This window comes from Streptomyces sp. NBC_01497 (genome assembly GCF_036250695.1).
In the GTDB taxonomy this organism is placed as follows: domain Bacteria; phylum Actinomycetota; class Actinomycetes; order Streptomycetales; family Streptomycetaceae; genus Streptomyces.
In genome coordinates, this window is the sequence record NZ_CP109427.1 from 5,867,893 (window position 1) to 5,881,940 (window position 14,048).

Consider the following 14,048-nt stretch of genomic DNA (forward strand, 5'->3'; position numbering starts at 1 on the left):
CTCGGAAGGCTCCTTTATCCGGCCGCGGTGGACTGCTCGGCGACCAGCGTGCGGGCCGCGTCGAGCTCGTCAGGGGTCTTGAGCGCGAGTGTCGTGACACCCGGCAGGTCACGCTTGGCCAGACCGGCCAGCGTGCCACCGGGGCACAACTCGACCAGGGCGGTGGCACCCAGGTCCTGGAACGTCTCCATGCACAGGTCCCACCGCACGGGGTTGGCGACCTGGCCCACCAGGCGGGCCAGGGCGTCGGCGCCCGTGGTGACCGTCTGCCCGTCCCGGTTCGAGACATACGGGAGGGCCGGGTCGCGCGGCGCGAGTTCCTTGGTCGCCGCGGCGAGCGCGTCGACCGCGGGGGCCATGTGGTGGGTGTGGAAGGCGCCGGCCACCTTGAGGGGCACGACACGCCGTACGCCCTCGGGCTTGTCCTCGGCGAGTGCGGCGAGCTGCTCCATGGTGCCCGCCGCGACGATCTGGGTCTTGCCGTTCACATTGGCCGGCGTGAGGCCGAGCCGCTCCAGGTGCGCGACGGAGGTGTCCCGCTCGCCGCCCAGCAGCGCCGCCATACCCGTCTTCGTGACCGCGGCGGCCTCGGCCATCGCGAGCCCCCTCGTACGGACCAGGCGCAAGGCCTCGTCATCGCTCAGCACCCCGGCGAGCGCCGCGGCCGCGAGTTCGCCGACGCTGTGTCCCGCGACCGCGCCGACGGCCGCGGTGATCTCACCGTCACCCGGGAACAGCTGCCGCGCCGACAGCAGTGCGGACGCCACCAGCAGGGGCTGGGCGACCGCCGTGTCGCGGATCTGGTCCTCGTCGGCCTCGGTGCCGTAGTGGACCAGGTCGAGGTCGATGAGGGCAGACCAGCGCCGCAGCTTCTCCTCCGCGCCGGGGAGGTCGAGCCAGGGGGTCAGGTAGCCGGGCGTCTGGGCGCCTTGGCCGGGAGCGACGAGTACGAGCACTCTCACACTCTCTCTTGTCGGTGGTCCTGGACGCCCGTGATGACAGGGACGAAGAACCGAGGGGGTAATTGTGGAGACTCTACAAGCTCAGAACTGGATGTCCGCGTCGGCGAGCCGACCCAGAATCAGCGCGATTCGCAGCGTGAAGGCGGATCGTACGTCGGAGGGTGACCATCCGGTGACGTCTGTCACACGGCGCAGGCGGTAGCGCACAGTGTTGGGATGCACAAACAGCATGCGGGCCGCGCCCTCCAGGCTGCTCGCCTGCTCCAGGTAGACACTCAGTGTTTCCAGCAGCGCGGAGCCCGCTTCTTCGAGCGGTCTGTAGATCTCCTCCACCAACTGCTCGCGTGCGGCGGGGTCCGCGGCGATCGCGCGCTCGGGCAGGAGATCGTCCGCGAGGACCGGCCGGGGCGCGTCCTGCCACGCCGAGCACGCCTTCAGTCCGGCGGCCGCGGCCTGCGCGGAGCGGGTGGCGGCCTGCAGGTCGGGGACGACGGGTCCCGCGACGACCGGCCCGGCCGCGTAGGGGCCGATCAGCGCCTTGGCGACCTGGAGCGGGTTGTCGGAACCGCCCGCGATCACCACCAGGCGGTTGCCGAGGACGCCGGTCAGCACCTGGAGCTTCGCGTGCCGGGCGGCGCGCCGGATCGCCTCGACCGTCAGCTCGCTGTCACCCTCGGGCGCCGTGCCCAGTAGTACGCACACATGTTCGGGTGAGCTCCATCCGAGTGCCGCCGCCCGGGACACGGCCCCGTCGTCCGCCTCCCCGGAGAGCACCGCGTTCACGACGAGGGACTCCAGCCGCGCGTCCCACGCGCCGCGTGCCTCGGCCGCCTGCGCGTACACCTGGGCCGTGGCGAACGCGATCTCGCGCGCGTACAGCAGCAGCGCCTCCCGCAGCACGGTCTCGTCACCCGGCGCGGCGATCTCCTCGACCGACGACTCCACGACCTCGATCGTCGTGCGCACCATCTCGACGGTCTGCCGCAGCGTGATCGCCCTGGTCAGCTCGCGGGGGGCGGTGCCGAAGACGTCCGTCGAGATCGCCTGCGGCCGCTCGGGCCTGCGGAACCACTCGGTGAACGCGGCGATGCCGGCCTGCGCGACGAGCCCGATCCACGAACGGTTCTCCGGGGGCATCGCCCGGTACCACGGCAGCGTCTCGTCCATGAGGGCGATGGCGTTCGCGGCGAGCCGCCCCGACGACTGTTCGAGACGGCGCAGCGTGGCGGCGTGCGGATGGGGTTCGTTCGCGGGTTGAGGCACGGGACAAGACTGCCTCATCAGGACAAGCGCGCGCGGGGCCGGGGCTACCGTAGGGCTGTGATGTCCGTACGGTACGCAGAGGACCGCTACCCCGGCGGGGAAGAGGCGGCTGGTATCGCCTCCCTGCACGCTTTCTCCTTCGGCGGTTTCTACGACCCCGGCAACCTGCGCTTCGGTGCTCTCATCGCCTGCAACGAGGAGCGGCTCGCGCCCGGTGCGGGCTTCGACGAGCACCGGCACAGCCATACCGAGATCGTCACCTGGGTGGTCACCGGTGAGCTGACGCACCGCGACTCGGCGGGCCGCACGACGCTCGTGCGGCCCGGCGACCTCCAGCGCCTCGCCTCCGCGGCCGGGGTGCTGCACAGCGAGCGCAACGAGGGCCCCGAACCGCTGGTCTTCGTGCAGATGTGGCTGGCGCCGCTGGAGCCGGGCGGCGATCCCGCGTACGACATCGTGCGGGGCATCGCCGACTCGACTCCGTACGCCCTGCCCGAGGCCGGCGCGATGCTGCACGTCCGGCGCCTCGGGCCCGGGGAGCGCTCGGCGGTGCCGGACGGCGCGTACCTCTACGTCCACGTCGTGCGCGGCGCGGTGCTGCTCGACGGCGAGGAGCTGAGGCCCGGCGACTCGGCCCGGATCACCGAGGCGCGCGGCCTCGAACTGACGGGTCACGGGGCGGACGACGAGGACCGCTCCGAGGTCCTGGTCTGGGAGATGGCCCCGCCCGGCTGATCCACCGAGGGCCCTCACGGTCCCGCGCGGTCCCCCGGGGCACGGGCCGCGGGGGACGGCCGGGGCGTGTCTCAGGCGGTCAGGGCCCGGCGCAGGGTGTCCACGGCGAGGCGTATCGCGGCGTCGGCGGCGTGCGTCTCCCGCAGGGCGTCGACCATCACGAAGTCGTGGATGATCCCCTGGAAGCGCACGGCGGTGACCGGGACGCCCGCCTGGCGCAGCTTGTTCGCGTAGGCCTCGCCCTCGTCGCGCAGCACGTCGGCCTCGCCGGTGATGACGAGGGCGGGCGGCAGCCCGGTCAGCTGGTCGGTGGTGGCGCGCAGCGGGGAGGCGGTGATCTCCGCGCGCTGCGCGGGGTCGGTCGTGTACTGGTCCCAGAACCACCGCATGCCCTCGCGGGCGAGGAAGTAGCCCTCGGCGAACTGGTGGTAGGAACCGGTGTCGAACGAGGCGTTCGTCACCGGGTAGAAGAGCACCTGCTGGACGAGGGGCACGTCCCCGCGCTCCTTGGCCATCAGCGTCAGGGCCGCCGTCATGTTGCCGCCGACGGAGTCGCCGGCCACGGCGAGTCTCGTGGCGTCCAGGCCCTTGGCCGCCCCGGCGGTGACGATCCACCGGGCGACGGTGTAGTTCTGCTCGATGGCGACCGGGTAGCGCGCCTCCGGCGAGAGCGCGTACTCGGGGAAGACCACGGCGGCGCCGGTGCCGACGGCCAGTTCGCGCACCAGCCGGTCGTGGGTGTGCGCGTTGCCGAAGACCCAGCCGGCGCCGTGGATGTACAGGATGACGGGGAGGGTGCCGGTCGCCCCTTCGGGCTTGACGATCCTGACCCGTACGGATCCGGTCGGTCCGCCCTCGACGGTGATCCACTCCTCGTCCACGGCGGGCTTCGCGGTGTCGCCCGACTGGACCTCGTCCACCGCGGCGCGGCCCTCGGCGGGCGGCAGCTGGAACAGGAACGGCGGCTTGGACGTCGCCTCGGCGAAGGCAGCCGCGGCCGGTTCGAGTACGGGGGTGACGGGGGCGGCGCTCTCGGACATGTCTTCTCCTCATGGCGACGGGGTGCGACGAAGCGCGTCCCGCCTGCGGATCCGTACGGAGGGTTTCCGTCCGGACACCTGGAAGACTAGAACGCTTTTAAATCGTGCGCAAGGTAATCGAGTAAGAGGGGATCGCCTCCGAGGGAGTTGTCTTCTTCTGGATCGGGGGCGAGGGGCTACGCTGGAAGATCCGCGGCCGGAGGGGGACTCCGAACGCGGGGAGAGAGGGGCGCATCATGCGCACGGAAGCAGAGACGGACCCTGCGCGCCCGGATGCGGAGAGTTCCGCACAGGCAGGCGGGGAGCCGGAAGTCTCGCTGCTGCTGAACGACCAGATGTGCTTCGCGCTGTACGCGGCGTCGCGCGCGGTCACCACGCTCTACCGGCCGCTGCTGGACGAACTCGGTCTGACCTACCCGCAGTACCTCGTCCTCCTCGCGCTCTGGGAACACGACGGAGTGCCCGTCAAGGAGCTGCGGCGCGCGCTCCAGCTCGACTACGGCACGCTGACGCCGCTGCTGAAGCGGCTGGAGGCCGCCGGGCTGCTGCGACGGGAGCGGCAGGCCGACGACGAGCGCACGGTACGGATCGGGCTGACCGAGGAGGGCGCCGCGCTGCGCGAGCGGGCACGCCCGATCCCCGCGGCGATCGGTGATGCCATGGGCCTGGACGACGAGGAGTTCGAGCAGACCCGCGCCAGTCTGCGCCGGCTCACGCGGAACGTCGCGGCGCACACGCGCTCACGCGACTGACCGGCCGGCCCCCGGCCTGCCCCATCCGGCACGGGGCGGTACGGACGCGCCCGAGCCGCCCTGCCGCCGAGCGGGGCACGTGGGAACCCCGGCGCGAAAGCGTGGGGCGCCCGGTGCGTCCGGCATGCCCGTGCACGCGGTCCGGTGGACCCGGTGGACCCGGTGGACCCGGCGGTCCGTGAGCGCCGGGCACGCCTCCCCTCAGGCGGTCCGCAGCTCCCCGAGCACCGCTTCCGTCAGCGGCGGCCAGACCTCGACGGCCCAGGGCCCGAAGTCGCGGTCCGTCAGTGCCACGCACGCGGCGCCCGCGTCCGGGTCCACCCACAGGAACGTGCCCGACTGGCCGAAGTGGCCGAAGGTGCGCGGCGACGACGAGGCGCCCGTCCAGTGCGGGGTCTTGGTGCCCCTGATCTCGAAACCGAGACCCCAGTCGTTGTGCCTCTGGTTGCCGTAGCCGGGCAGCACCCCGGACAGGCCGGGGAACTGCACCGTCATCGCCTCCGCGACCGTGCGCGGGTCGAGCAGCCGGGGTGCCTGGAGCTCCGCCGCGAACCGCGTCAGGTCGTCCACCGTGGAGACCGCGTCGCGCGCGGGAGAGCCGTTGCCCAGGAGAGTCGTCGCCGCCATGCCGAGCGGTTCGAGCACCGCCTCGCGCAGGTAGTCCGGGAAGGCGATCTCCGTGGCCTTCGCCACATGCTCGCCGAGGGCCTCGAAGCCGGCGTTGGAGTAGACGCGCCGGGTGCCGGGCGCGGACAGCGCCCGCCGCTCGTCCGGTGCGAGGCCGCTCGCGTGCGCCAGCAGGTGACGGACCGTGGCGCCGTCGGGGCCGGCCGGCTCGTCGAGCTCGATCGCCCCCTCCTCGTACGCCACGAGGACCGCGTACGCGGCGAGCGGCTTGGTCACCGAGGCGAGCGGGAAACGCCGGTCGCCCTGCCCGTGCGCCCCGGCCACGCTGCCGTCGGCGCGCACCACGGCGGCTGCGGCGTGCGGCACCGGCCACTTCTCGATCTGCTGCAAGGATTCCAGGCGCTCCATGCCCGCGACCCTAGTTCAGCGCCGGATCAGAGCAGCAGCCGCATGGCGGGGGCCCGCGTCGGCACGAAACCGAGCGAGGCGTAGAGCGGGGCGCCCTCGTCCGAGGCGTGCAGGTCGATCTTGGGCACTCCGCGCTCCCGGTACCAGCCGAGCAGCGCCTCCATGCAGGCGCGGGAATAGCCGCGCCGCCGCATCGCCGGGTCCGTCGCGACGCTGAACACATGGCCGCTCAGCCCCGCGTCGTTGCCGGGCGAGCCGAGCCGGTGCTCCACCGTGCCCACCACACAGGCCGCCAGTACGCCCGGCCGCCGTGGCGTGTCCACGACGAACGCGGTCAGGTCGCCGCCCGGCACGGCCAGCGCGCCGCGCAGGATGGCGACGCTCGCCGGCTGCCAGGAGTCGTCGCCGTGGGCGGTGTTCAGGGAGTCCAGCATGATCGCGCGGAGCCGTACGAGCTCCTCGGCGTCGGTGGGTACCGCCGCGCGCACGACGGGTGCTCGGCCTGACGCGGTCTGCGTGATCCGGTCCATGGCGCGCAGGGTAGGACGGAAGGGACCGGCGCGGTAGCGGATATCGCTTGCTTAGAGCGCACTCCAAGGAATTAGCGTGTCGGTCATGACGCTGACCGAGAGCACGCCGATAGGAGCCGACCGCACGGACAGCTGCGCCTCGGGGGCCCTCGGGCATCCGCGCCCCGAGGGCGCTGACCAGTACACGATCAGTGAGGTGGTCTCCTTCACCGGGCTCAGCGCGCACACGCTGCGGTGGTACGAGCGGATCGGGCTCATGCCGCACGTCGACCGGTCGCACACGGGCCAGCGCCGCTTCAGCAACCGCGACCTCGACTGGCTCGCCTTCGTCGGCAAACTCCGGCTCACCGGCATGCCCGTGGCGGACATGGTCCGCTACGCCGAGCTGGTCCGCGCGGGCGACGCCACGTTCGGGGAGCGCCGGGAACTGCTCGTGCGCACCCGCCGTGACGTCCTCGCGAGGGTCGTGGAGCTCCAGGACACCGTCGCGGTACTCGACTACAAGATCGGTTTCTACGCGGACGCCCACGAGGCGTCGGAGAGGTACTGACCCACCGATGAGCGACACCTCACAGCCCACCCGGATACGCCTGGGCGCCGAAGGCCCCGAAGTCGGCCCCCAGGGCTTCGGCGCCATGGGCATCAGCTTCGCCTACGGCCCCAGCGACCTGGACGAGTCCCGCGCCACACTGGAGCGGGCACTCGAACTCGGGGTGACCCTGTACGACACGGCCGCCGCCTACGCGGACGGCGAGAACGAGAAGTTCCTCGCGCCGTTCTTCGCCGCCCACCGCGACGAGGTCACGGTGGCCACGAAGTTCGGTCTCGGCATCGACCCCGAGGACCGCACGAAACGCCTCATCGACAACGACCCCGCGTACATCAGGCGCAGCGCCGAGGAGAGCCTGACGCGGCTCGGCGTCGAGACGATCGACCTCTACTACATGCACCGGCGGGACGTGCGGTTCCCGATCGAGGAGACCGTGGGGGTGATGGCGGAGCTGGTGCGCGAGGGCAAGGTCAGGCATCTCGGTCTGAGCGAGGTCACCGCCGGCGAACTGCGCGCCGCACACGCCGTGCACCCGATCGCCGCACTGCAGTCGGAGTGGTCGCTGTTCAGCCGGGACATCGAAGCCAACGTCGTCCCGGCGGCGGCGGAACTCGGTGTCGGTCTCGTGCCGTACTCCCCGCTCGGCCGCGGTTTCCTGACCGGCTCCTTCGTGAGCGCGGACACCGAGCTCGGCGAGGGCGACTTCCGGCGCCAGCAGCCCCGCTTCACCGGCGACAACGCGGCCGCCAACGCGGCCCTGCTGGAGCCCGTACGCGCCATCGCCCAAGGGCACGGCGCGAGCCTCGCCCAGGTGGCGCTCGCCTGGGTGCAGCAGCGGGCGGGTGCGCACGGCGTCGCCGTCGTGCCCATTCCCGGAACCCGCCGCCGCGCGCGGGTCGAGGAGAACGTGGCCGCCACGCGCGTCGTCCTGACGCCCGCCGAACTCGACGTCCTGGAGCCCATCGCCTCGCGCGTCGCGGGCGGGCGCTACGCCGACATGGCCTTCACCTCGGCGGGTCGCGAGTAGCACGCTCCACCCGGCGGGCCCGGGGGCGAGGGGGCCGAAGACGGCCGACGGGGCTGCCGCACCGGGCGTCCGCCGGCCCACCCGGCGCCGCACGCGCGGCACCGGGGCCGTGGTCACAGCTCCGCGAGCAACTCGGCCTTCTTGGACGTGAACTCCTCGTCCGTCACCAGGCCCGCCCGGTGCAGTTCGCCGAGCTGCCGGATGCGGTCGGCGACGGAGCGCGCCGGGTCGGCCGTCCCGGTGCCCACGACGGCGGGCGCCGGGGCGTGGGCGCGGGCCGCGTGGCCGCCGCGCACCGCCGCGAGGACCGCCGCCGCGAACGGCAGCGACTCGTGCACCGGGCCGTAGCCGACACCGAACACCACGGCCGCCGGGTCGGCGTCGGGCTGCGGGAGGCGCTCCGGGTCCTCGCCGGCGAGCCGGCCGGGGACGGCGACGTGGCCGGTCGCGGGAGCCGGGGCGCGGCGCACCAGCCGCAGGTAACCGTCGGGGCCCTCGGGGGAGCGCCACTCGACGCCCTGGAGGTCGCCGACGCGGAACGTCTGGTCGCCGGCCTTCCACTTCGCGGTCGACGCCCCCGTCCACGACCACCTGAACGACACCTGCCGGCCGTCGAACGCGGCCCTGCCGTCGTACGCCTTGAAGCCGAGCGGTGGCCCGGGCGCGGCCACGAGGTGGTGTTCGGTGGGCTCGGCCCGGACTCCGGCGCCGGACGCGGGGCCCGACACGGCAGCGGGCAGCAGACGCCGCAACTCCTGCGCGTAGTACTCGGCGAGCGTCTCCCGCCCGGCGGGCAGCACCAGCCGGTAGGGGTCGCAGCCCTCTTTGAGCTGGCCGGCCGCCACGTCCATCAGCGGATCGGCGCCCGGGCGCACCGTCGCGTGCAGGACCACCGTGCCGCGTCTGCCGGGGGAGACCGTCACCGATGCCAGCGCTTCGTGGGGGACGCGCCGTTCGCGCAGCACCTGGAACAACTTGGGTGTCCGTATGCCCCGTCCGAAGCGGATGAGCACGGAGTCGCCCTCGAACTCCCAGGTGGCGTGGATACCGGCCAGTACATCACCCATGTGCCACATGTTAGGCGGCGTTCGCCCGCACGTCTCCAGGCGAAGCACGGAAATCTACGCGCGTCGGGCGGCCCGGGGGGCGTGGATTCCGCCGTGGCAGACCGAATTGTCCCCCGCGCATGCCACGGCGTCGAAGTCACCGACGCCGATGTCGGCGAAGTTGTCCAGGCTCGCGGTGCCCGGCTGGAAGTAACCGGCGTGCCCCTGCGCGCCGGCCGCGGACACGACGCGCGCGCCGAAGGACGGGGACACCGGGTCGGCTCCGTGACCGAGACCGACGACGTCCACGTACGGGATGTCCTGGATCCAGTCGCCGGTGTCCCGCATCGCCCAGACGCGCGCCCGTGTGCGCAGCCCCCGTGCGCTGGCCACCCGCATGCCCGGGCTGCCGGCGACGGCCACGTCGGTGACCCGCTTCGGCAGGTTCCTCGCGGCGACACCGCACACCACGGAGCCGTAGCTGTGGCAGAACAGCGCGACGGGCGCGGTGCCGGGCAGGGCGTGCGTCAGGGCCGCGAGGCGTACGGCTCCGGCCTTGGCGAGTGTCCCTATGACGGCGTCCATGCCGAGGCCGGCGGGCGCGGTGTAGTCGGCCCACGCGATCACGGCCGTGCTGGTCGCGGGAGAGGCGGCGCGCTCCGCCGTGTACAGCGAGGAGCCCATGCCGGCCGGTGCGCTGTACCACTTGCCGGTCTTCTGGAACGTCAGTGTGTTGGTGTCCACGCCCGGCACGACGACGGAGATGCGCCGCGCGTGGGAGAGGTCCCCGAAGACCTCGGCCACCCGGCCGCTGCCCGAGGGGTCGAAGGCGAGGAAGTTGCGACCGGGCTCCAGCATCGAGTCGTACTGCTGCACCGTCTTCTCCGCCAGGTCCCGTCCGTCGGGCGAGAGGTCCGCGTCGTGCGCCCGGTGGCGCTCGGCGGCGGCCTCCTGGCGCAGCGAGAGCCGGTTGGCCCGGTAGCGCAGGTTCACGGGCGCGCCGTTGAGGTTGCCGATCACCAGGGGGTACCGGTCGGCGAGCCGTGAGCGCTCCTTGGCGGTGAGCGAGCCGAAGAACGCGGCGAGCCGGCGGGGCGAGGAGCGGGAGCTCGGCAAGTGCCGGTGCCCGATCGACCCCTTGCGCCAGGACGCGGCGGCGGCCTTGAGCGGATCGGCCGTGCCCAGGCCTCGTTGCACGGCCGTCCAGCCCGTGGTCGCGAGCATCACGAAGACCACGGCGAGGGCCAGAAGCATCCGCCACGTCATGAGCGCGGGCGAGGAGGCGAAAGGAATCACTGACTGTCCACCCTAAAAAGCACGTCGCCGGCGACACCCGAACGGGTGAGACAGGTCACGTGCCGATCACGTACAGGTCACATCTTGAGTCAGGCTAACCGACGGACATGTCATCGGGACACAGGTGCCGGTCCATCCGTGCGGCTGTCCGTGCGGCCGTCCCCGGTCGCCCACTCGCCACCCAGCGACGGGGCCAGGGCGTCAAGGTATGTCTGGGTGAGCGCCAGCAGGGATTCGATGCTGGTCTCGTGGCCCGGCGTGCCCCACACCCGGCCGGCCATCCGCAGCACCCCGCAGACGGCGGCGACGGCGGCACGCGGCCGCGGATCCCGTTCGACGTCCAGCGCCTCGCGCTCGGCGATGATCCGTACGATCTCCTCCTCCGTCTCACTCCCGCGCCGCATATGCGCCGAGAGCAGTGCCGGAGTCGATTCGATCATCTGATAGGCCTTCATGACCAGCTCCACGGAGGCGATGTCCTCGATCGTCCCGCTCGCGCTCTCCCAGCCGGCGCTGACGGCCCTGCGCATCGCGAGGACCGGGTCCTCGTCCGCGGGACGCAGCCGCAGCTGCTCGACGAACTGCCCTTCCACCAGCGAGACGATCCCGAAGGCGACGTCCTCCTTGCTCGCGAAGTAGCGGAAGAAGGTGCGCTGGGAGACCTCCACGGCGTCCGCGATCTCGTCCACCGTCGTCGCCTCGTACCCCTGGGAGGTGAAGAGCTCAAGGGCCACGCGCATCAGGTCGTCCCGGGTGCGCTGCTTCTTGCGCGCGCGCAGGCCCGTCGGCCGTTCCGTCGCTGTGTCGTGCCCGACGCTCACTGGGGGGTCCTCGCTCTGTTCCTGGTGTGTCCGTGGTCGTGGGGCGTGTCCGCGGGGCCGTGCCTCCCACGTTTCGCAGGTCACGCTCTCTCTCCACCGTAGACCGGGCGCTTGTGAGCTACGTGACAGTTACCGACTTGTGAATTGGTTTGTCAACTGTCAGTCGCTGACATTAGCGTAAGCGGTATGACAAGTCAGACCACCGTCGATCAGGCGCCCCCGACGACGGCACCGTCCAAGAAGGGGCTGCGCGGCCACCCCTGGCTCACGCTCATCGCCGTGGCCGTCGGCGTGATGATGGTGGCCCTCGACGGCACCATCGTCGCGATCGCGAACCCCGCCATCCAGAAAGACCTCGGCGCCTCGTTCGCCGACGTGCAGTGGATAACCAACGGCTATTTCCTGGCACTTGCGGTGGCACTGATCACCGCGGGCAAACTCGGTGACCGCTTCGGCCACCGCCAGACCTTCCTCATCGGCGTCGTCGGCTTCGCCGCCGCGTCCGGCGCCATCGGACTGTCGCACACCATCGCCCTGGTGGTCACCCTGCGGGTGTTCCAGGGGCTGTTCGGCGCTCTGCTGATGCCGGCCGCCCTCGGCCTGCTGCGCGCCACGTTCCCCGCCGAGAAGCTGAACGCGGCGCTCGGCATCTGGGGCATGGTCATCGGCGCCTCCACCGCGGGCGGTCCGATCCTCGGCGGTGTGCTCGTCGAGCACATCAGCTGGCAGTCCGTGTTCTTCATCAACGTGCCGGTCGGCGTCGTCGCGCTGGTGCTCGGCGCCTTCATCCTGCTCGACCACCGCGCTCAGAACGCGCCCCGGTCCTTCGACATCCTCGGGATCCTGCTGCTGTCCGCGGCCATGTTCTGCCTGGTCTGGGCGCTCATCAAGGCCCCCACCTGGGGCTGGGGCGCCGGTACGACCTGGACGTTCATCGGGATATCGATCCTGTGCTTCATCGCCTTCGCCCTCTGGGAGAACCGGGTCGCGGAACCCCTGATCCCGATGACCCTGTTCAAGTCCGTCCCCGTCTCCGCGGGTGTGGTGCTGATGGCGCTCATGGCCATCGCCTTCCTGGGCGGGCTGTTCTTCGTCACCTTCTACCTGCAGAACGTGCACGGCATGAGCCCGGTCGACGCGGGCCTGCACCTCCTGCCGCTGACCGGCATGATGATCGTCGCCTCGCCGGTCGCGGGCATCCTGATCACCAAGGTCGGCCCGCGCGTCCCGCTCGCGGGCGGCATGATCTTCACGACGCTCGCGATGCTCGGGATGTCCCGCCTGGACGTGGGGACCGGCACCGCCACCATGTCGCTCTGGTTCGCCATGCTCGGCCTGGGTCTCGCGCCGGTCATGGTCGGCGCGACGGAGGTCATCGTCGGCAACTCGCCCATGGAGCTGTCCGGTGTGGCGGGCGGTCTCCAGCAGGCCGCCATGCAGATCGGCGGCAGCCTCGGTACGGCGGTGCTCGGCGCGGTCATGGCCTCGCGTGTCTCCAGCGAACTGCCGGGCAAGTGGACGGGCGCGGGCCTGCCGCCCCTGAAGCCCGGTCAGATCGGGCAGGTGTCCGAGGCTGTCCAGGTCGGTACGGCCCCGGTGCCCAAGGGCACACCGGCCGGGATCGCCGAGAAGATCACGACCGTCGCGCACGACACCTTCATGTCGGGCATGACGCTGGCGTGCCTGGTGGCCGCCGCGGTGGGCTTCGTGGCGATCTTCGTCGCGCTGTTGACGAAGCGCGGCGAGAACGCGGACGCCGCGGCCGGAGCGGCACACATCTGACGTCAACGCACGGCTGACGTACCGTCAATTATCGAACGGGGAAGGCCCTGCCGGATCGTTTCGGCGGGGCCTTTTGCCTGTTCGGGGGGCCGGACCGGGGAGGCTGTCCGTACGACGCCGCGGCGAGTGCCGGGAGCGCGGACCGCGGTGCCGCGACCATGACAAAGACGATCACGGGGGTAATCGAGATGCGACGTGTGACGACGGCTGCGGTCGCCTTGCTGGCGGCGGTGGTGCCCCTCGCGGTGGCGGCACCCGCGGGGGCCGCCACCGCTCCGCTGCGGGGCGGCGACTGTGCGGCGGGCGAACTGTGCCTGTGGCCGGAGGAGGACTTCGGCGGCGCGAGGAGCACGTACGAACTGACGGGGGTGGGGATCGAGGACTGCGTCGCCCTGCCGGCCGGCGGATCGGCCCTCTCCCTGGCCAACCGCCTGGGACGGCCCGTGACGGCGTACCAGTCGGCGACGTGCGCGGACACCGGCGAGTTCGAGACGTACCCGGGCCACGGCACCTGGGCCCCCCGGGCGCCCTACCGGATCCGGGCCTTCAAGATCTGGGAGCACTGACCGCCGCCCCGGCGGCCGCCCCCTCCGGGGCGGTGGGCCGGGCCGTGTCTCACGGCCGGGGAACATGCGCGCGCCGAAGGGGGGTACGCGAACGGTCGAAGGTCCGAACAGGCCGGCAATTCCAGGAGGATGAGGAATCATGGCGGGCTTCGGCAGCAGTACCCGCACGCGCATGAGCCCCCGCTCACGCGGCCGGATGGGGCCGCGGAACGGGCCGGACCGCGCGACGTTCGGGATCATCGGGATCATCTGCGCGATCGCGGGGTTCTTCGTCCTCGGGATCGTGCTCGGCCCGATCGCACTGATCACCGGCTGGCTCTCCATGAACCGCCAGTGGTCCAACCGCCACATCCCGGCGGTGATCGCCGTGGTGCTGGGCGCCATCGACACGGTGCTGGCACTGATCACCCTGTTCTGACCCGGGCGGCAGCAGGGGGACAGCGGTCCTGCCGCCGTCCCCCACCGCCTCCCGCTCCGGCCGCCGTGGCGCGTTCGTGAGGCCGCGGGTGGACTCCCGCGAGCCCGACCGCGGTGGAACACCCGCTGGGGCAGCGCCGGTTCGGCGTCCTCGGAACACCACGCCGAGCCGGCCGGACCCCCGCGCGGTGTGCGCCATGACAACGGAGCGGGGCCGGCACCCTCA

The 14,048-nt window shown here is 72.1% G+C and carries 15 protein-coding genes; 7 read left to right on the forward strand and 8 right to left on the reverse strand.

What is annotated here, in order from left to right:
• Positions 1-14: 14 nt before the first annotated feature.
• Entirely contained in the window at positions 15-956 is a 942-nt protein-coding gene (locus tag OG310_RS24705; RefSeq protein ID WP_329460358.1) for an ACP S-malonyltransferase, read from the reverse strand.
• An 87-nt stretch (positions 957-1,043) separates the two neighbouring features.
• Positions 1,044-2,243: a PucR family transcriptional regulator gene (locus OG310_RS24710; RefSeq protein ID WP_329458053.1), complete on the reverse strand. Its 1,200-nt coding sequence runs from the start codon at positions 2,241-2,243 to the stop codon at positions 1,044-1,046.
• Positions 2,244-2,285: 42 nt separating this feature from the next.
• On the opposite strand from OG310_RS24710, the gene OG310_RS24715 reads away from it, so the two are divergent.
• Positions 2,286-2,960, forward strand: a complete 675-nt coding sequence (locus OG310_RS24715; protein WP_329460359.1) for a pirin family protein — start codon at positions 2,286-2,288, stop codon at positions 2,958-2,960.
• 71 nt (positions 2,961-3,031) lie between these two features.
• On the opposite strand, the gene OG310_RS24720 is transcribed toward OG310_RS24715, so the two are convergent.
• A complete protein-coding gene (locus OG310_RS24720) occupies positions 3,032-4,000 on the reverse strand; it encodes an alpha/beta hydrolase (protein WP_329458054.1) in 969 nt (322 codons plus the stop codon).
• Between the two features lie 236 nt (positions 4,001-4,236).
• Here OG310_RS24720 and OG310_RS24725 point away from each other — a divergent pair, with 236 nt between their 5' ends.
• Positions 4,237-4,752, forward strand: a complete 516-nt coding sequence (locus OG310_RS24725) for a MarR family winged helix-turn-helix transcriptional regulator (RefSeq protein WP_443078725.1) — start codon at positions 4,237-4,239, stop codon at positions 4,750-4,752.
• Between the two features lie 201 nt (positions 4,753-4,953).
• On the opposite strand, the gene OG310_RS24730 is transcribed toward OG310_RS24725, so the two are convergent.
• Positions 4,954-5,787, reverse strand: coding sequence for a serine hydrolase domain-containing protein (locus OG310_RS24730; RefSeq protein WP_329458055.1), 834 nt, complete (start codon positions 5,785-5,787; stop codon positions 4,954-4,956).
• Positions 5,788-5,813: 26 nt separating this feature from the next.
• Positions 5,814-6,317 carry a GNAT family N-acetyltransferase gene (locus OG310_RS24735; protein ID WP_329458056.1) on the reverse strand — a complete coding sequence of 168 codons (504 nt, stop codon included), beginning with the start codon at positions 6,315-6,317 and terminating at the stop codon, positions 5,814-5,816.
• Between the two features lie 85 nt (positions 6,318-6,402).
• On the opposite strand from OG310_RS24735, the gene OG310_RS24740 reads away from it, so the two are divergent.
• Both OG310_RS24740 and OG310_RS24745 read left to right on the forward strand, forming a co-directional pair.
• Positions 6,403-6,867 (forward strand): MerR family transcriptional regulator, encoded by a 465-nt coding sequence (locus OG310_RS24740; RefSeq protein WP_329458057.1) that lies wholly within the window; start codon positions 6,403-6,405, stop codon positions 6,865-6,867.
• 7 nt (positions 6,868-6,874) lie between these two features.
• Positions 6,875-7,894: an aldo/keto reductase gene (locus OG310_RS24745; protein WP_329458058.1), complete on the forward strand. Its 1,020-nt coding sequence runs from the start codon at positions 6,875-6,877 to the stop codon at positions 7,892-7,894.
• A gap of 113 nt (positions 7,895-8,007) precedes the next feature.
• Here the strand turns inward: OG310_RS24745 and OG310_RS24750 are convergent, their stop codons facing one another.
• The 3 genes from OG310_RS24750 to OG310_RS24760 form a co-directional block, all read right to left on the reverse strand.
• Positions 8,008-8,961 carry a DUF4429 domain-containing protein gene (locus OG310_RS24750; protein ID WP_329458059.1) on the reverse strand — a complete coding sequence of 318 codons (954 nt, stop codon included), beginning with the start codon at positions 8,959-8,961 and terminating at the stop codon, positions 8,008-8,010.
• Positions 8,962-9,015: 54 nt separating this feature from the next.
• On the reverse strand, positions 9,016-10,236 hold the full coding sequence (locus tag OG310_RS24755) for an alpha/beta hydrolase (RefSeq protein WP_329458060.1): 1,221 nt from the start codon (positions 10,234-10,236) through the stop codon (positions 9,016-9,018).
• 110 nt (positions 10,237-10,346) lie between these two features.
• Positions 10,347-11,057, reverse strand: coding sequence for a TetR family transcriptional regulator (locus OG310_RS24760; protein ID WP_329458061.1), 711 nt, complete (start codon positions 11,055-11,057; stop codon positions 10,347-10,349).
• Between the two features lie 186 nt (positions 11,058-11,243).
• On the opposite strand from OG310_RS24760, the gene OG310_RS24765 reads away from it, so the two are divergent.
• The 3 genes from OG310_RS24765 to OG310_RS24775 all read left to right on the forward strand — a co-directional run bounded on the left by OG310_RS24765 (position 11,244) and on the right by OG310_RS24775 (position 13,823).
• Positions 11,244-12,839, forward strand: a complete 1,596-nt coding sequence (locus OG310_RS24765) for an MFS transporter (protein ID WP_329458062.1) — start codon at positions 11,244-11,246, stop codon at positions 12,837-12,839.
• Between the two features lie 188 nt (positions 12,840-13,027).
• Positions 13,028-13,405: a peptidase inhibitor family I36 protein gene (locus tag OG310_RS24770; protein ID WP_329458063.1), complete on the forward strand. Its 378-nt coding sequence runs from the start codon at positions 13,028-13,030 to the stop codon at positions 13,403-13,405.
• A 139-nt stretch (positions 13,406-13,544) separates the two neighbouring features.
• Positions 13,545-13,823: a small hydrophobic protein gene (locus tag OG310_RS24775; RefSeq protein WP_329458064.1), complete on the forward strand. Its 279-nt coding sequence runs from the start codon at positions 13,545-13,547 to the stop codon at positions 13,821-13,823.
• Positions 13,824-14,048: the final 225 nt, after the last annotated feature.